This window comes from Kutzneria sp. CA-103260, assembly GCF_018263855.1.
GTDB lineage: Bacteria > Actinomycetota > Actinomycetes > Mycobacteriales > Pseudonocardiaceae > Kutzneria.
Genome location: NZ_CP073318.1, coordinates 1572280 through 1590620, shown reverse-complemented (window position 1 = coordinate 1590620; position 18341 = coordinate 1572280). Strand labels below are relative to the sequence as shown.

The 18341-nt window shown below is 70.2% G+C and carries 14 protein-coding genes; 12 read left to right on the top strand and 2 right to left on the bottom strand.

The window, feature by feature from the left end:
• The first annotated feature begins 40 nt into the window (after positions 1-40).
• The gene (locus JJ691_RS07020) at positions 41-961 is read left to right on the top strand and encodes a LysR family transcriptional regulator (protein WP_211767974.1); all 921 of its coding nucleotides are present in this window, start codon (positions 41-43) and stop codon (positions 959-961) included.
• On the opposite strand, the gene JJ691_RS07015 is transcribed toward JJ691_RS07020, so the two are convergent.
• The gene (locus tag JJ691_RS07015) at positions 947-3523 is read right to left on the bottom strand and encodes a LuxR C-terminal-related transcriptional regulator (protein ID WP_211771325.1); all 2577 of its coding nucleotides are present in this window, start codon (positions 3521-3523) and stop codon (positions 947-949) included. The genes JJ691_RS07020 and JJ691_RS07015 overlap by 15 nt on opposite strands.
• Before the next feature lie 61 nt (positions 3524-3584).
• On the opposite strand from JJ691_RS07015, the gene JJ691_RS07010 reads away from it, so the two are divergent.
• From JJ691_RS07010 to JJ691_RS06975, 8 genes are all read left to right on the top strand, one after another.
• Positions 3585-4742 (top strand): acyl-CoA dehydrogenase family protein, encoded by a 1158-nt coding sequence (locus tag JJ691_RS07010; RefSeq protein ID WP_211767973.1) that lies wholly within the window; start codon positions 3585-3587, stop codon positions 4740-4742.
• A gap of 21 nt (positions 4743-4763) precedes the next feature.
• Positions 4764-6425 (top strand): alpha/beta fold hydrolase, encoded by a 1662-nt coding sequence (locus JJ691_RS07005; protein ID WP_211767972.1) that lies wholly within the window; start codon positions 4764-4766, stop codon positions 6423-6425.
• Positions 6422-7303, top strand: coding sequence for an alpha/beta fold hydrolase (locus tag JJ691_RS07000; protein ID WP_211767971.1), 882 nt, complete (start codon positions 6422-6424; stop codon positions 7301-7303). Before JJ691_RS07005 ends, JJ691_RS07000 begins: the two co-directional genes overlap by 4 nt.
• The gene (locus JJ691_RS06995; RefSeq protein ID WP_211767970.1) at positions 7230-8735 is read left to right on the top strand and encodes a long-chain-fatty-acid--CoA ligase; all 1506 of its coding nucleotides are present in this window, start codon (positions 7230-7232) and stop codon (positions 8733-8735) included. The genes JJ691_RS07000 and JJ691_RS06995 overlap by 74 nt, the downstream gene beginning before the upstream one ends.
• Positions 8736-8803: 68 nt before the next feature.
• On the top strand, positions 8804-9151 hold the full coding sequence (locus JJ691_RS06990; RefSeq protein ID WP_211767969.1) for a hypothetical protein: 348 nt from the start codon (positions 8804-8806) through the stop codon (positions 9149-9151).
• A gap of 6 nt (positions 9152-9157) precedes the next feature.
• A complete protein-coding gene (locus tag JJ691_RS06985) occupies positions 9158-10075 on the top strand; it encodes a hypothetical protein (protein ID WP_211767968.1) in 918 nt (305 codons plus the stop codon).
• A gap of 11 nt (positions 10076-10086) precedes the next feature.
• Positions 10087-10743 carry a hypothetical protein gene (locus JJ691_RS06980; protein WP_211767967.1) on the top strand — a complete coding sequence of 219 codons (657 nt, stop codon included), beginning with the start codon at positions 10087-10089 and terminating at the stop codon, positions 10741-10743.
• 3 nt (positions 10744-10746) lie between these two features.
• The gene (locus tag JJ691_RS06975) at positions 10747-13668 is read left to right on the top strand and encodes a CHAT domain-containing protein (protein WP_211767966.1); all 2922 of its coding nucleotides are present in this window, start codon (positions 10747-10749) and stop codon (positions 13666-13668) included.
• Here JJ691_RS06975 and JJ691_RS06970 read toward each other — a convergent pair.
• Positions 13665-14342 (bottom strand): GntR family transcriptional regulator, encoded by a 678-nt coding sequence (locus tag JJ691_RS06970; RefSeq protein WP_211767965.1) that lies wholly within the window; start codon positions 14340-14342, stop codon positions 13665-13667. The genes JJ691_RS06975 and JJ691_RS06970 overlap by 4 nt on opposite strands.
• Positions 14343-14521: 179 nt before the next feature.
• Between JJ691_RS06970 and JJ691_RS06965 the strand changes: the two genes are divergently transcribed.
• From JJ691_RS06965 to JJ691_RS06955, 3 genes are read left to right on the top strand one after another with little or no spacing between them, the layout of a single operon-like run.
• Entirely contained in the window at positions 14522-16288 is a 1767-nt protein-coding gene (locus tag JJ691_RS06965; RefSeq protein WP_211767964.1) for an FAD-dependent monooxygenase, read from the top strand.
• Between the two features lie 10 nt (positions 16289-16298).
• Entirely contained in the window at positions 16299-17225 is a 927-nt protein-coding gene (locus JJ691_RS06960; protein ID WP_211767963.1) for a VOC family protein, read from the top strand.
• Between the two features lie 12 nt (positions 17226-17237).
• The gene (locus tag JJ691_RS06955; protein WP_211767962.1) at positions 17238-18080 is read left to right on the top strand and encodes a fumarylacetoacetate hydrolase family protein; all 843 of its coding nucleotides are present in this window, start codon (positions 17238-17240) and stop codon (positions 18078-18080) included.
• Positions 18081-18341: the final 261 nt, after the last annotated feature.

Here is an 18341-nt window from a genome sequence, read left to right as displayed (position 1 = left end):
GTCCAACAAGTAGTAAGTCTGGCGCTGATAGAATCCGTTCATGGCAGTTTCGCTCCGCCAGCTCGAGTACTTCGTCGCGGTGGTTGACGAGGGCTCGTTCACGCGCGCCGCCGAGGTCCTGCACGTGACCCAGCCGGGTTTGTCGCACCAGATCCAGGCGCTGGAGCGGGAGTTGGGCGGGCCGCTGCTGGAGCGGCTGCCCCGCAAGGTCCGACTCACCCCGGCCGGCCGCACCGTCCTCCCGCACGCGCGGGCCAGCCTGGCCCATGCCGAGCGGGTCAGCAGCGCCGCCAAACGGGCGTCCGGCCTGAACGCCGTGGAGCTGCACATCGGGACGCTGTTCTCGCTCAGCATCGGCGTGATGCCGGCCGCGTTCCGGGCCTGGCGGCGCGCCTATCCCGACGTGCAGGCGCACCTGGTGGAGTTCCGGCACGCCAACGACCTGGCCGCGGCGATGGACGCCGGCCGCGCCGACCTGGCGGTCGGGCCGATGCCGGACGACTGGTCCGGGCCGGCCCGCCCGCTCGGCGCCGAGGAGTTCGTCATCGTGGGCCACGCCGACGCCGGGCTGCCGCCCGAACCCGAGCGGGTGCGCTTCGCCGATCTCGCCGACCACCACTGGGTGCACTTCACCCCCCACAGTGGACTGTCGGAGTACGTGGACCGGGCCTGTGCCGAGGCGGGTTTCCAGCCCCGGGTGGCCATCCGAACCGAGCAAGGGCCGGCGGCGCTGGCCATGGTGCGGGCCGGCCTGGGCATCTCGCTGGTGCCGTGCAACATCATCCCGCCGGCCTTCGACGGTGTGGTGCTGCGGCCGGAGCAGCCGATCAGCCGGCCGCTCAGCGTCTACGCCCGGGACCGCCCGGATCCGATCACCGAGGCCTTCATCAGCGCGATCACCGACGACGCGCCGGTGATGCCGCCGCACATCGCCGAACGCCTGAAACTAAAGCAGCTCTAGCTGCCGGGCCCGGGCCACCGCCTCGGTCCGGTTGCGGGCCTGCAACCGGCCGAAGATCTGGTTGAGGTGCCACTTGGTGGTGCCGACGGTGATGAACAGCTTGTCCGCGACCTGCTGGTTGGACATGCCGGTGGCGATCAGGCCGAGGATCCGGCGCTGGGTCTCGGTGAGCGGTTCGACCACGCCGACGCCCTCGACGGTCAGCATCTCGCCGGTCGCCTTGGGCACCGAACCACCGCGTGTCCGGGACAGCAGATCAGCGACGAACGTCGGCGCCACCGACCGAACTTCCTTCAACAGCGGCACAATCGCCGGACCTTCGTCGAGGAAGGTCCGCCGATATCCGTCCGGCGCGGCGAGTTCGACGGCCCGGGCCACCGGGTCGGAGGCCGGTTCCCCGACAGCATGGCGAGCGAGCGCCGTCACGGCCAGAATCGCCACGAGGCTGCCGTCCCGGCCCTCCGCAACCGCCCGCGCCTCGATAGCGGCCAACGCCTCCAAGGCCTGGCGCGGTTTGCCACGGGCCAGCCACAATCGGGCCCACGTCAGCTGTTCATAGTCCGAAGAGGACGGTCGATCGTCGCCGATCTCCCGCATCGCCTGCTCGGCCGCCGCTGGGCTGCCGGACCGCAGGTGCAGTTCGGCGATGGTGGCCAGCACCAGCCGGGCACGCCGGTAATCCTCGGCGGCGTCGGCCTGACGGCGCGCGGCCAGCAGCGCCCGGAAGCCGTCGTCGACGCGGCCGGCGGCGTGCTGGAGCCGGGCCAGCGTGCGAAGGCCAAGCAGGGTGTACGAAGTCGTGCCGAGTTGTTCGCAGCGGGCGATGCCGTCGACCAGGTGCCGCTCCGCGTCCACGAGTTCGTCCCGCTCGTACAACAGAGTGCCCAGTGGCACCTCGACCAACCCGGCCATCGGCAACCCCGCGTGGCTGCGCAACGCGTCCTGGCAGAGCAACACCGCCTCCCGCAGCCGTCCCTGCACGTACAGCAGCGGGGCGAGATAACCACTGGCCTCCAACGTGCTCAACGCGTTGTCGCTGCGCTCCCCCAACGCCACGGCCTCGCGCAACACATCGATGGCCCCGCGCCGGTCCCCGGTGAGCCTTCGGGCTTGGCCCAGCACACCCATCGCCGCGGCTCGGAAGAAGGAAGTGCTGTCCCCCAACAACTCCAGCGCCTCGGTGGCCAACCTGGCCGCGTCGGCCGGGCTGCCATGGGTCAGCGCGAGATAAGCCTGGAACGTGCGCAGCATCGCCCGGTCGACGATCGGGGCCTCCGGGCTCATCCGCCGGTCGGCCAGCGCCGCGTACGACTCGGCCTCGTCGACCCGCCCGCCGAGGTAGAGCAGCCAGCCCTTGAACCCGGCCAGATCGGCCTGCGCCCGCACCTCCTCGTCCGGCAGCCGATTCAGCCACGACAGCATCGTCGCCAGCTCGCCCCGCCGGATCTGCTCGTCGGCCTGCCCGCGCACGGTGTCCACGGCCAGCCCGATCTCACGCCCGGCGACCGCGTGCCGGATCGTCTCCGCCGGCCTGTCGTGCGCCGCGTACCAACGAGCCGCCCGGCGGTGGCATTCCAGCGCCAGCTCGGGATCCAGCTCCGTGCGCAGGTAGTCGGCGAACAAACCGTGGTAGCGGTGCCATTCGCCGTGGTCGTCCAGCGGTGACAGGAACAGATTCGCCCGCTCCAGTTCCCGGATCACGAGTTCGCTGTCGGAACGGCCGGTCACGGCGTCGCACAGCGACGGCGACAGGGCGTCCAGGATGCAGGTGCGGAGCAGGAATTCCCGCAGCTCAGCCGGCTGCCCCCGCAGCACCTCCTCGGCCAGGTAGTCCAGGACATAGCGGTTTCCCGGCGCGTGCCGGACCGCCCCCGCCCCGGTCGACATCCCGTCCCGCAGGCCGATCCCCAGCATCTGCAACGCGGCCGCCCAGCCCTCGGCCCGCCGGGTCAGGACATCCACGGTCTCGCCGTCCACGGCGCGTCCCGTGACGGCTTCAAGGAGCTCGCCGGCCTCGGCCGGGGAGAATCGCAGCTGCGCCGCCCCGATCTCCACCAGCAGGCCTCGGCCACGCCAACGGGCCAGCGGCAGCTCGGGCTCGGTGCGGCCGAGCAGCAACAGGTGCAGCCGCGGCGGGCAGTGCTCGACCAGGAAGGCCAGCGCGTCCACGATCTCCGGCTCGGCCAGCACCTCGATGTCGTCGAGCACCAGCACCCGGTCGGCGTCGTCGCCGGCCAGCTCGTTGACCAGCGCCGTCATCACCGCGGGCGTCGAAGCGGAGCCGGAATCCAGCAGCGTGCGGTCGGCCTCCAGCGCCGTGACCAGGTAGTCGAGGAACCGGCCCGGCGTGTCGTCGTCCTCGTCCAACGTCAACCAGGCGGACCGGCCGTCGAAGCCACGCAGCCAGGTGGCGACCAGCGTGGTCTTGCCGAAGCCGGCCGGCGCGGTGATCAACGTGAGCGGATGGGTGGCGGCCCCGTCGAGCAGCCGCAGCAGGCGGGCCCGCACCACCGCGCCCGGGCGGGCCGGTGGGGCCAACAGCTTCGTCGCCACCACCTGCATAACCACCGACCCTAACCTTGGATAGGGCCGCCGACCAGCGCGCGAACCTAGCGTCATCCGCATGGACTTCTACCGACTGGCCGACGACCTCCCCGACCCCGACCTGGAACTGCTGGACCGGCTGCGGACCTTCCTGGACACCGAGGTCGCCCCGGTGGCCAACTGGCACTGGGCCCGCGAGCGCTTCCCGCACCACCTGATCGAACCGCTGGGCAAGCTCGACATCGGCGGGCTGTCCTACGCCGGCCACGGGCTGCCCGGCCGCACCAGCCTGCTCGACGGCTTCGTCACGCTGGAGCTGGCCAGCACCGATCCGTCCTTCGCCACGTTCTTCGGCGTGCACACCGGTCTGGCCATGGGCTCGATCTACCTGTGCGGCTCCGAAGGGCAGAAGGAACGCTGGCTGCCGCCGATGCACCGGTTCGAGAAGATCGGCGCCTTCGGTCTGACCGAGCCCGCCGTCGGCTCCGCCGCCGCCCGGGGCCTGACCACCACCGCCCGCCGCGACGGCGACGAGTGGGTGCTGACCGGCGAGAAGAAGTGGATCGGCAACGCCACCTTCGCCGACGTCACCGTGATCTGGGCCAAGGACGAGGCCGACGGCCAGGTCAAGGGCTTCCTGGTGGAGCAGGGCACGCCCGGATTCACCGCCACCAAGATCGAGGGCAAGATCGCCCTGCGCACGGTCCAGAACGCCCACATCGAGCTGGTCGGCTGCCGGGTTCCCGAGGCCAACCGCCTGCAGAACGCGCGGTCCTTCGCCGACACCGCCGCCGTGCTCCGGATGACCCGCACGTCGGTGGCCTGGCAGGCCGTCGGCTGCTCCATCGGCGCGTACCGGCGGGCCCTGGCCTACGCCAGGGAGCGCGAGCAGTTTGGCCGTCCCATCGGCGGCTTCCAGCTCGTGCAGGACCTGCTGGTCCGGATGCTCGGCAACATCACGTCGTCGCTCTGCATGGTCGCCCAGCTCTCACGGCTGCAGGACGCCGGCAAGATGACCGAGGAGCAGGCCTCCCTGGCCAAAGCCTTCTGCACCACCAAGATGCGCGAGACCGTCGGCATGGCTCGGGAGCTCATGGGCGGCAACGGCATCCTGCTGGAGCACGAGGTCGGCCGCTTCGTCGCCGACGCCGAGGCCATCCATTCCTATGAGGGCACCCGCGAGATGAACACCCTCATCGTCGGCCGGGCGCTCACCGGCCAGTCCGCCTTCGTCTAACCACAGCTAGGAGGAATTCCCATGTCCACCCCGGAGATCGCCGCTGACGCGATCGGCGGCCCGAATCCGATCGTCGGCTTCCGTCGTAAGGATCTGGTCGACTCGTTGCGCACGGTGGTGTTGGAGGCGGTCCGCAATCCCGGTCACGCCGCGGGCAGCCTGCGCCATCTGGCCAGGACCGCGGTTGACGCCGCCCGCGGTCGCGGCGAGCTGGCGCCCGGCCCGAAGGACCGGCGGTTCGCCGACACGGCCTGGAGCAAGAACTTCCTGTATCGGCGGCTGCTCGGCGTCTACCTGGCGGCGGACGCCGAGCTGGACAGCTGGCTGGCCGGCTCGGATATGTCCACTGTGGACAAGGAGCGGGCCCGGTTCGTGCTGACGCTGGGCCTGGACGCGCTGTCGCCGAGCAACCTGCCGTTGAATCCGGCGGCCGTCAAGCAGTTCCTGGACACTGGCGGTGAGAGCGCGGTCGAGGGCGTTCGCCACCTGCTCGGCGATGTCCGCCGCAATGGCGCGTTCCCGAGCCAGGTCGACGGCGAGAAGTTCAGCGTGGGCGGCAATCTGGCCACCTCCGAGGGTTCGGTGGTGTTCCGCAACGAGGTGCTGGAGCTGATCCAGTACGCCCCGAGCACCGAGCAGGTGCACGCCCGGCCGTTGGTTATCGCGCCGCCGCAGATCAACAAGTACTACGTGTTCGACCTGTCGCCGGAGAAGAGCATCGTCCGCCACGCCCGCGACAACGGCTTCCAGGTTTTTGTGGTGAGCTGGCGCAACCCGACGGCCGAGCAGCGCGACTGGGATCTGGCCACCTACCTGACCGCGATGGAGGAGGCGCTGGCGGCGGTCTGCTCGATCACCGGCAGCCCGGACGTCAACCTGACCGGCGCGTGCTCGGGCGGCATCACCTCGGTGGCGCTGGCCGCCTACCTGACCGCCCGCGGCAAGCCGATGATCAACGCCCTGACCTTGTTCGTCAGCGTCTTCGACATGGCCGAGGACAAGACCCTGCTCGGCGTGTTCGCCAGCGACGAGACCCTGGCCGCGGCCAAACGGCATTCGCACGTCAAGGGCGTGCTGGACGGCCGCGAGCTGGCCAAGGTGTTCAACCTGTTGCGCCCCAACGACCTGATCTGGACCTACTGGGTGAACAACTACCTGCTGGGCAAGCGGCCGCCGGCCTTCGACGTGCTGTACTGGAACAACGACACCACCCGGTTGCCAGCCGCCTTCCACGGCCAGCTGATCGACATCTACCGGGACAACCTGCTGGCGAAGCCCGGTCGGGTGGTGGTCAACGGCACGCCGCTGGACCTGGGCAAGATCACCGCGGACGTGTTCGTGATGGCCGGCACCACCGACCACATCACGCCGTGGGACGCCTGCTACCGGTCGGCCCGCCGGCTGGGCGGCAAGGTGGAGTTCACGCTGAGCAGTTCGGGTCACATCCAGAGCATCCTCAACCCGCCCGGCAACCCGAAGTCCAAGTACTACCGCAATCCCGAGCTGCCCGAGTCGGCCGAGGAGTGGAAGGACGGCGCGACAACGGTGTCCGGAAGCTGGTGGCCGCGCTGGATGGAGTGGCTGGGCCAGCGGTCCGAGGATCTGGTGGCCGCGCCCAAGAATCTGGGCAACGACCAGCACGCGCCGCTCGAGGCCGCGCCCGGCAGCTACGTGCTCGCGTGAGCACCGAACGCTGGGTGCGCGGGGTCCGGCTGCACGTCGACGTGCGGCCCGGCGAGGGCACGCCGCTGTTGCTGTGCAACGGCATCGGGGCCAACCTGGAGCTGTTGCAGCCGCTGGTGGACGCCCTGGGCGCGCAGCGCGGGCGACACATGCCGGTGATCCGGTTCGACATGCCGGGCACCGGCGGCTCCCCGACCACCAAGCTGCCACGGTGGATGCCGCAGGTGGCGCGGCTGGTCGCCGATCTCGTCACCGATCTCGGCTACGACGAGGTGGACGTGCTGGGCATCTCGTGGGGCGGCGCGCTGGCCCAGGAGCTGGCCCACCGCCGGCCGAAGCTGGTCCGGCGGGTCGTGCTCTGCGCCACCAGCATGGGCATGGTGATGGTGCCGGCCAAGCCGTCGGTGCTGCTCACCCTGACCAGCCCGCTGCGGTACTTCGGCGCCAACCGGATGCGCGACACCGGCGCCCGGATCTACGGCGGCGGGTTCGGCAACAACCCTGAGGTGGCAAGGCATTACGCCGCCGCCACCCGTGCCCCCGACCCGGTCGGCTACCTCTGGCAGATCCTGGCCGGCGCGGGCTGGACCAGCGCGCACTACCTGCCGCTGCTGCGCCAGCCGGTGCTGGTGATCGCCGGCGACGACGACCCGATCATCCCCACCGTCAACGCCCGGCTGATGGCCACGCTGCTGCGCCACGGCCGCCTGCACATCGTGCCCGGCGGCGGCCATCTGGCCCTGCTGACGCATTCGAACGACATCGTCCCGCTCGTGCACGGCTTTCTCACCGAAGGAGAAGACAATGCTGAACCTGGCCATGCTGCTCGACCACAGCGCCGCGTCTTTGCCCGAGCGCGACGCGATCGTCGCCGGTGACACCCGGCTGACCTACCGGCAGGTCGACGAAGCCGCCAACCGGGTGGCCAACCTGTTGGCCCGCAATGGGATCGGCCGCGGCGACACCGTCGCGCTGGCCTCGGTGAACATCCCCCAGTTCCCGATCGTCTACTACGGCATCCTCAAGGCCGGCGCGGCGGTGGTGCCGTTCAACGTGCTGCTGAAGGGCCGCGAGATCGCCTACCACCTGGCCGACTCGGGGGCCAAGGCGTTCTTCTGCTTCGCCGGCGGCCCCGGCCTGCCGCTGGCCGAGGAGGGCCGCGCCGGCTTCGACGCGACCCCCGGCTGCGAGCATTTCTTCCTGATCGACGAGTCGTTCGACCAGCTGCTGGCCGACCAGCCAACGACGTTCCAGACCGTCGACACCGAGCCCACCGACACCGCCGTCGTGCTGTACACCAGCGGCACCACCGGCCGGCCCAAGGGCGCGGAGCTCACCCACGCCAACATGGTGCTGAACGCCCTGACCTGCCACCGGTTGTTCGGCACCGTCGACCACGACGTGCACCTGGTGACGCTGCCGCTGTTCCACTCCTTCGGGCAGAGCGTGCAGCTCAACTCGGGTTTCGCCGCCGGGGCGACGCTGGTGCTGATGCCGCGGTTCGAGCCGAACAAGGCGCTGGCGCTGATGGAGCGCGAGGGCGTCACGTTCTTCGCCGGCGTGCCAACGATGTACTGGGGCCTGCTCGGCGCCGACTTCGGCCAGTACGACATCGAGGCTATCGCCGGCACGCTGCGGGTCGCCGTGTCCGGCGGGGCCGCGCTGCCGGTGGAGATCCTGGAGCAGGTGCACAAGGTGTACGGCGTGCAGATCCGGGAGGGCTACGGGCTTTCCGAGACCAGCCCGGTCGCCACGTTCAACCACCCGGGGCGGGTGGCCAAGGCCGGCTCCATCGGGCAGCCGGTGTGGGGCGTGGAGGTCAAGCTGGTCGACGCCGACTGGCGGGAGGTGCCCGAGGGCGAGGCCGGCGAGATCGCCATCCGCGGGCACAACGTGATGAAGGGCTACCTGGGCCGGCCGGAGGCGACCGCCGCGGCCGTCCGTGACGGCTGGTTCCGCACCGGCGACATCGGCACCCGCGACGCCGACGGCTACTACTTCATCGTCGACCGGGCCAAGGACATGATCGTGCGCGGCGGGTTCAACGTCTACCCGCGCGAGCTGGAAGAAGTGATCATGACCCACCCCGAGGTCAGCCTGGTCGCCGTGGTCGGCGTGCCGCACCCCAGCCACGGCGAGGAGGTCAAGGCCTACGTCATCCGCACGCCGGCGGCGACCGTCACCGAGGCCGAGCTCATCGCCTGGTGCAAGCAGAACATGGCCGGCTACAAGTACCCGCGGCAGGTCGAGTTCCGCGAGTCGTTCCCGATGACCGCCACCGGCAAGGTCCTCAAGCGCGAACTGCGCTGAGAGTGACACGACGGTATGCTGGACCGGCGACTTGGGGGCGTCGGGGCGGTCACGAGGGGGCAGCGGTATTGCGTGACGAGGAGATCCTTTCGGTTGCGCGGGCTATGCGCCGAAGCCCTGAGCTGGACGAACTGCTCGCGCGGGCCGACAAGGGAGAAACAGTCACGGGCGAGATCCTGGATCTGCTGACCGCGGATCCGGCGCTGTGGGAGGAGTTCCAGCGGCGCGCGCCACTCAATTGGCAGTTCCGCGGGCCTACCGGCGCGTACCTGGATCTGCCCGGGGATGGCGAGCCGTCGGCGGAAATCGTGTACCGCTGCACTGATTGCGAGTACAAGGAAGTCCTCTACGAAGTCGGTGAGCCGGTGCCGACCAGGTGCCCGCAGTGCAATTCGGCCGAGTTCCGGCGGGCGTGAGCGACCGTGCTGACCGCGATGTGGTCGGGGCTGGGCGGGAAAGCCGCCGAGCGGTGGGCGGCGCTGCTCACGTCGCCGGCGCTGCTGTTCTGGATTGGCGGAGTGCTCGCGTACGTGTGGGCCAACGGCGGTCTGTTCGGAACCGACGCGGGATGGTCGGCCCTGGCCGCCGTCTGGACCCAGACCTTCGGCACCACAACCCCCGTGTCGGAGGCGGTGCTGGCGGTGTGCGCGTTGCTGCTGGTCGCCGGCTCGGCCCGGTTGGCCGATCTGGTTACGCCAACCGTGCTGCGGCTGCTGGAAGGTTACTGGGGCCGGGTGGCGGGTCCGCTGACAGCGTTGCGGGGCAAGGCCATCGACCGCAAGATCACCCGCTGGCGTGACCTGGCCCGACGCCGGAGCGAGTTGAGCAACGGCGAACGTCAGCGATACCAACGGCTCAACGCGTGGCGAGTGGGCGTGCCGGCTGATCCGCGGGACCGAATGCCAACTCGCCTGGGCAATCTGCTCAAGGCCGCGGAGTCACGGCCTCGGCACCGCTACGGCCTGGACGCGGTGGTCTGCTGGCCGCGACTGTGGCTGGTGATGCCCGAAGCCGCGCGGACCGAGGTCACGGCGGCTCGTGCGCGTCTCGACGAAGGCGCGCGATTGTGGTTGTGGAGCCTGCTGTTCTGCGTGTGGGCGGTCTTCACGTGGTGGGCGTTGGCCTTCGCGCTGCTCGGCATGATCATCGGCTATCGCACGATCCTCGGCGGCGCCGCCGTCTACGGACGTCTGGTGCTCAGCTGTCACGACCTCTATCGCAAAGACCTGTACACGGCTCTGGGCTGGGAACTGCCGGCCGACGCGCGGGAGGAGATCCGGGCCGGCCAACGGCTGACCGCGTTCCTGGAACGTGGTCCCCAGCTGGCGGAGCCGACGTAGGAAGGAGCGGCATGGCGTGGTTCAGGCGCAACGAGCGGAGAACGGAGGCGGCTCCCGCCACCGGCGTGTGCGACGTGTGCGGCACGCCTGTTGTCCGGGCCGAGAGCTATTACCTCCGGACCAGGGACGTCGCGCTGTCCGAAGCGTACTGGCGCAAGAACTTCACGATGTCCAAGCCGTTACATGAGGGCTTCCAGCTCACGGATTCCCAACGGCTGTCCGCCTTCGGCGGCGCTGTGGAGCAGGTGGGCAAGGACCAGACCCCGTGGTGCGTCTGCGAGGACTGCAGCGAGCTGTTCATCTTCGATCGGGACCAGGCGCGGTCGTGCGCGGCCCGCGACGTCGCGCCGGAGGGGACCGGGCCGGTCGACCCGTCCGGCTTCGTCCAGGTCGCCGCCTCGGGCTGGGAGCACGTGCACGGCCGCTGGCCGGCCACCGTGCAGCAGCCGTCCGCGAGCGACTCGTGCGACTTCTGCGCGAAGAAGCTGTACCGCGGCGAGATCACCGGCCGCATCAAGAAGGACCAGGCTGAGCAGTACCGCGCCACCGGCATACTCGACCACGCCCCGCTGTCGCCGCCGCGCGACGACGGCGGCTGGCTGTCCTGCGCGATCTGCCTTGCCCGCACCTTCACCCGACTGCACCGTGCCCAGGAGAAGTCCCGCTAGCCCATGACATCCACCGACGACGCCAAACGGCTCTTCGAGGCCGGCAAGAGGTTCTTGCTCGAACACGGGGACAACGCCCGTGCGGCGGAGGCGTTCGAGGCGTCGCTGCGGCTCGAGCCCTTCCAGCCCCACGGTCAGTTCCTGCTCGGCGTGAGCCGCTTCCAGGACGGCGACTACGCGGGCGCGCTGCTGCCGCTGGCCCAGTGCCTGGAGCTCACACCAGACCACCGCGAGGGGCGCAACGCACTGGGCATGGCCCTGCAGCAACTGGGCTGGGCCGACGACGGGTTCGTCCATCTCGCCCGCGCCGCCCACATGGGCAATCCCCAGGCGCCGGACACGCTCGCCGCGGCGGGCAAGGACTTCTGCCGGCAGTGCGCCCGGCCCTTCGACCGTGGCGGTGAGTGCCGGCACCAGCCGGCTCGACGCACCTCGCCCCGGCCGCGCGTCTGGCCGTTCAGCCACCTGCCGGCCGAGGACTGGCGGTCCCGGGTGTCGCTGCCCAGCGAGGCGCTGTCCGAGCTGGGCGCGTACTATCTGGGGTGGCATCGACAGGGCACGGAAGACGCACTCGACCTGGCGCTCCCCTATCTCGAAATCGCCGCCGCGGCCACGAGTTCCGACGGTTTGCACACCGAGTACCCGAAGCGGCTGTCCGAGTTGGCCGTCGCGTACCGGGAACGCTTCGCCCACCTCGGCCAGTCCGACGATCTCGATCACGCGATCGACTGTGGCGAGTGGGCCTACGCGACCGCCGAGGCCGGCATCCCGGAACGGGCGTTGATCTGTTCCAATCTCGGCCTCGCCTACATGCAGCGGCACGACCACGCCGGTGCGGCCGCCGATCTGGATCGGGCGATCGTGATGCTGGACGAGGCGTTGACCGTCACCGACGTGCCCGCCGAGGACCGGGCCGCTGTCCTGGCCAACGCCGGCAACCTGCACCTGCGCGACTTCAAGCGGGGCAAGTCTCGGACCAGCCTCGACCGGGCCGTCGACCTGATGCGGCAGGCGGTGGACGCGACACCGGCGGATCACTGGCGGCTGGCCGTGCGGCTGAACAATCTCGGCAGCGGGTTTCAGGAACGCTTCGAACTCACCGCGGATCTCCAGGATCTGGACGAGGCCGTGCTGTTCCTCCAACGCGCGGTCGACGCGACGCCGGCCGGGGCCCGCGGTTTGCCGCACCGGCTGGCGAATCTCGGTTTCACGCTCGTGACCCGGTTCCTGAAACGACGCCACCGCGTGGATCTCGATCAGGGGATCGCCGTCCTCGAACGGGCGGCGGCGATCACACCGGATGACCGGCCGGAACTGTGCATCGTGCTTTCCCGTCTGAGCCAGGCGTATCGGGCGCGGTGGGAAGAGGATGGCGGGGGCGTCGATCGGGAGACGGTGCGGATGCTCGCGCGCCGGCTGGGCACGACCACCTCGGCCGCGCCATCGAGCCGAGCCATGGCCGGTCTCTCCTTGGGCCTGCTCGCACAGGCGGCCGGTGAGCACGCGATCGCCGTGACGGTGTTGGAGGAGGCGGTGCGCCTGCTGCCGGTCATCACCGCGAAGGACGCGGACTGGGGCGACAGCGAGTCACGGCTCGGCGTCCACGTCGGACTGGCGATCGAGGCCGTCGCCGCACACTGCGCGATCGGCGACGTGGTGGGCGCGGTGGAGACCGGCGAGCTGGGGCGGGGAATTCTGCTTGCGGCGCAACTGGAATCCCGTACCGACCTGACCGTGCTCGACGAGCAGCTGCCCGAACTCGCGCAGCCCTTCCGCCGGCTCCGGGAGCTGCTGAACTCCACCGCCGGCGACCGGACCGGCCTGTGGGCCCGGCACGACCAGGTGCTCGCCCAGATCCGCACCCGCCCCGGCTTCGAACGCTTCCTGCTGCCGCCGCTGCTGGACGACCTCCGCCCACCCAACCCCGGCGACACGATCGTGTTGGTCAACGCGGGATGGCGGCGTTCCGACGCGATCCTGATCGGCGCCGACCACGATCCCGTGCACGTGGCGCTGGATGGGCTCAAGCTCAGCCAAGTTCGGCGTCACAGCGAGGCGCTGCTGCGGGTCGTGCGCTCCACCGGATCCCGGGAACGCTTGCTGCTCCAGGAGATTCTCGGTTGGCTGTGGGACGCCGTCGTGAGCAAGGTCGTCAAAGCCCTCGACGCCTCGCCGGACAAGCCGCGCCGGGTGTGGTGGCTGCCGGTCGGCCATCTCGGGCTGTTTCCGTTGCACGCCGCGGGACATCCCGGCGGGCCCAGCGCGCTGGACAGCATCGTCTCCTCTTACACGCCAACGCTCCGCGTGTTGGCCCACACCCAGACCCGGCCACCGGCGGCCGCCCGCCGCCAGCTCACCGTCGCGCTCGCGCGCACCCCCGGGCTGCCCGATCTGGTCTACACCATCGGCGAAGCGCACGAGTTGCACCGTCGCAACCCCGGCGGGACCCGGCTGGCCAATCAGGAAGCCACCAGGGGTGACGTCCTGGCCGCGCTGCCGCAAGCCACCTGGACGCACTTCGCCTGCCACGCCCGCGCCGACCACGCCGCGCCGTCCACCGGCGGATTGTGTCTGTACGACGGCACGTTGACCATTCCGGAGATCGTGCGGCTCGATCTCGCCGACGCCGAGCTGGCGTACCTGTCGGCGTGCTCGACGGCCGACCGCAGCCCCGAGCACATCGAGGAGTCGATCAACCTGGCGTCGGCGTTCCACCTGGCCGGCTTCCGGCACGTCATCGCCAGCCTCTGGCCGCTGTCCGACGCGGTCGCCGTGGAGGCCGCGAAAGCCTTCTACCAGGCCCTGCCGGCCAATCCCACCGCGTCCACCGCCGCCATCGCGTTGCACCAGGTCACGCGCGAACTACGGGCCAAGTACTCGGACTACCCCGAGCTTTGGGCGCCGCTGATCCACAGCGGGCCCTAGGCGTCCAACCGGTCCAGGCCGCGCTCCCGGGCGTACGCGATCAGCTGGGCGGGGGCGCGTTCGATGTGCTGGACCAGAACCTCGACGGCGGCGTCGGCATCGCGGGCCAGGGCGAGGTCCTTGAGCTGGCGGTGTTCGGCGGGAATGTCGCGGCGGTGGTCGTCGGTGAGGACCCAGTACCAGCGGCGGTAGAGCTCGGAGCTGTCCCGCAGCGACGCGGCGACGGCCTCCAGACGGGGGTTGCCGGAGCCGGCGAGGAGGGCGGCGTGGAACTCGGCGTGCCGGAAGGCCCACTCCTCGTTGACGGAACCGTCGTCAAGGAGCACGGGGGTCTTCTCCATGCGGTGGTGGGCGGCGAGCACAGCGGTCTCCCATGCGAGGTCGCCACGGGCGATGGACCAACGTAGGGCCTGGGACTCGACGAGCACACGGGTCTCGGTGAGGGCGGCGATGTCGTCGATGGACAGGTCCCGCACCCGCACGCCTCGTTGCGGCTCGGCGACCAGCAGGTCCTGCTCGGTGAGCCGGAGCAGGGCCTCGCGGATCACCGACTGGCTGGCCCCGAACCGCTCCCCCAGCTCGACGACCCGCAGCTTCTGGCCGGGGGCGAACACGCCCTTGAGCAGCTCGGCCCGCAGGACCGCGTAGACCTCTTCGGTACGGGAAGTCGCCACCACCCGATCATATCGATATCCCAGGTCAGCGGCATACATCCAGAAAATATCGATATTTGGTTGAACTATCGACATCTTGGGTGCATGCTGGGTCACATGCGAGTACTGGTCACCGGGGAGCACCTCGCTGTACGGGAACGACCCGTCTTAGCACTCACCGTCGAGGGCTTGGAGGTCCCATGTCCACCACCGAACTGACCGTCCCGGTGCTCGTCGTCGGCGCCGGTCCCGCGGGGCTGACCGCGTCCCTGGCGCTGAGCCGCTACGGCGTCGACCATCTCCTGGTCGAGCAGTACCCGGGCACGGCGCACACTCCCCGAGCGCACATCGTCAACCAGAGAACCATCGAGATCCTGCGCCACCTGGGCGTCGAGGACCGCTTCCACGCGGTCGCGACGCCACAACACCTGATGGCCAACAACCTCTGGGTCACCAGCCTGGCCGGCCGCGAGGTGGCCCGGTCCGAGACCTGGGGCACCTCGCCCCGGCGAGCCGGCGAGTACGCCGCGACCAGCCCGGTGCCGATGGCCAACTGCCCGCAGACAGTCTTCGAGCCGATGCTGCTGGACGCCGCCTGGGAAGCGGGCGCGGACATCCGTTTCCAGCACGCGTTCGAGTCCGCCGTGTCCGATGAGGATGGTGTGACGAGCACGATCCTCAACCGGGCCAACGGTGATCGGCTCGTCGTCCGCTCGCGGTACGTGCTCGGTGCGGACGGGGCCCGCAGCAAGGTGCTGGCGCACGCGGGACTCACCGTGGAGGGGCCGGCCGGTCTGGCCCAGGCCGCGAACATCTGGTTCCGCGCGGACCTGACCAAATACCTGGCGCACCGGCCCGGAGTGCTGACGTGGAACGTCATGCCGGGCCCGCTGCCGCCGCTGCGGCTGGGCACGCTGATCTGCCACAAGCCGTTCACGGAGTTCGTGCTGGCCATCATGTACGACCCGGCCACGCAGAAGCTGGAAGACCTGACCGAGGCCGAGCAGATCGCCAAGATCCGTGCGGCCGTCGGCGACGAGACGCTGGACGTGGAGCTGAAGGGACTGGCCGGCTGGCAGGTCAACGCCCAGGTCGCGCCCCAGTACTCGGCCGGCCGGTACTTCTGCCTCGGCGACGCCGTGCACCGGCATCCCCCGACCAACGGGCTCGGGCTCAACATGTCCGTCGCCGACGCCTTCAACCTGTCCTGGAAGCTGGCGCTGGTGCTGACCGACCGGGCCGATCCGGCGCTGCTGGACACTTACTCGGCCGAACGCCAACCCGTCGGCGCGCAAGGCGTGCAGCGGGCGATCACCAGCCTGGGCGAGATGGCGGCGGTCGAGCAGGCGCTGGGCTTCGAACCTGGCCAGTCCACTGAGGATGGTTGGACGGCACTGCGGCAGCTGGACGAGCCGGGCCCGGCCGGCGACGCCCGCCGGGCGGCCCTACGGGACGCGGTGGCGCTGACCGATTACCAGTTCAACGCCCACGGGGTGGAACTGGGCTACCGCTATCACAGCGCGGCTGTCGTCGAGGACGATTCCCCGGAACCCCCAGCCGAACGCGACGCCCAGCTGCACTACATACCGACCACGCGCCCGGGTGCACGAGTGCCACACGCCCGCCTGGAACGCGACGGCGTTGCACTGTCCACTCTGGACCTGGCTGGCGACCTGAGTTTCGCGCTGATCACCGGGCCGGGCGGCGAGGCCTGGGCCGAAGCCGCCGAGCAGGCCGGCACCGCCGCCGGAGTGCGCATCGACGTGCATGTCATCGGATCGGGCGGGCTGCTCGATCCCTACGGCGAGTGGGCCGCGGTCCGCGAGGTCGGCACCACCGGCTGTGTGCTGGTGCGGCCGGACCGCCACATCGCCTGGCGCGCGGCCGGCCTCGAACCGGAATCCCTGACCGACGTCGTCCAGCGGGTCCTCGGCCGACGCGCCCTGGCCGCGACAACCGCACAGTAGGAGCGAAATCATGGGCTTGCACCGCCTGACCTCGATCACCCTCGGTGTGCCCAACGTGAGGGAGACCGCCGACTACTACACGAGTTTCGGGCTGACGCCGGTGGGCGACGGCACCCGGTTCGCCACCCAGGACGGCGGCGAGCAGCTGAAGATCGTGCACTCCCCGCTGCGCCGGCTGGTGGAGCTGGGTGTGGGCGTGGAGGACCCGGACGACCTCGACCGGGTGGCGTCGAGCCTGGCCCGGCTGGACGCCACCGGCAAGCGGGACGACACCTCGCTGCGCGTGCAGGACCCGAACTCGAACATCGAGGTGGTCCTGGAGATCGCCGGCCACCTGGAGCAGACGCCGGCCGAGCAGGCGCCCTACAACGGGCCCGGTCGCCCGTCCCGACCCAACGGCCGCGCGCCGGGTGTAGAGCGGGAGAACAAGGTGCGGCCGCGCAAGCTCGGCCACGTGGTGATCGGTTCCCGGGACCAGGAGGCCAGCCAGCGGTTCTTCACCGAAGGCCTGGGTTTCAAGGCCAGCGACCACGTGCCCAGCATCGCCAGCTTCCTGCGCTGCTCCACCGACCACCACAACATCCTGATCCAGCGGGCCCCGGTGGACTTCCTGCACCACACGGCGTGGGAGGTCGACGACGTGGACGAGGTGGGTCGCGGCGCGACGGCGATGCTGGAGGACCACCCCGAGCGGCACGTGTGGGGCCTCGGCCGGCACCACATCGGCTCGAACTTCTTCTGGTACCTCAAGGATCCGGCCGGCAACTTCTCCGAGTACTACAGCGACCTCGACTGCATCGTGGACGACGCGCTGTGGCAGCCGTCCGTTGTGGACGGTGCTCGGGGCATCTACAACTGGGGCCCGCCGCTGCCGCCGTCGTTCATCACCCCCGAGGACCTCGCGGCCCTGATGACCGGCTCGCACAGCACGCGCTGACAAGGAGAGACCATGCGTATCGGCAGGATCGACGGCCGGCTGAAACTGATCTCCGGCGAACTCGCGCTGGATGTGGAGGCGGCCAGCGACGGCCGCTTCAGCGCCGACCCGGACCAGGTCTTCCCACTCTGGCCGGAGTTCACCGCGTGGGCCGGCCGGCAGTCGCCGGGCGAGGGCGAGCCGTTCACCGCGGCCCAGGTCGGGCCGCCGCTACTGTGGCCGGCCCAGGTGTTCGGCATCGGCCTGAACTACCGCGCGCACAGCGAGGAGGCGGGCGTGGCCAAGCCGCCGACCTCGCCGGCGGTGTTCACGAAGTTCGCCAGCAGCATCACCGGTCCCTACGACACAGTGACGCTGCCCAGCGACAAGGTCGACTGGGAGGTGGAGCTGGTCGCGGTGATCGGCGAGCGGGCCTACCAGGTGTCCGAAAAGGACGCTTGGCGGCATGTGGCCGGACTGACCGTCGGGCAGGACCTGTCCGAGCGGGCCGTGCAGCTGACGGGCCCGGTGCCGCAGTTCTCGCTGGGCAAGTCCTATCCCGGGTTCAGCCCGATCGGCCCGGTCCTGGTCACGCCGGACGAGTTCAGCGACCCGGACGACCTGGCGCTGGGCTGCGCCGTGGACGGCGAAACCCTCCAGGACGGGCGGACCAAGGACCTGATCTTCTCGGTGCCGGAGCTGGTGGCCCGGCTGTCCGCGGTGCTGCCGCTGCTGCCCGGCGACCTGATCTTCACCGGCACCCCGTCCGGGGTCGGCATGGCCCGCGATCCCCAGCGCTACCTCAAGCCGGGCACGACCCTCGTCAGCACGATCGAGGGCATCGGCGAGCTGCGCAACCCGCTCGTCGGGCCATGAGCGCCCTCGCCGCCTTCGCCCGCTGATGCGCCATGAACCGCGGCGCACCGGTCGGCCACGACTACTGGTCGCTGTGGTCGTGGTCGGTGCGGGACCTGGCCTGATTCTGGTCCGCCGTCTGGGACTACTTCGATAACGTGATCCTCGACGACGACCTCGTCCTACGGATCAAGGCCGTCATCCGCGACGAGGCGTCGCCACGGCACGTGCCCGACGTGACCTGGCCGTGTCGGCCATTCTGCGCTCGACTGGTTCGTCGAC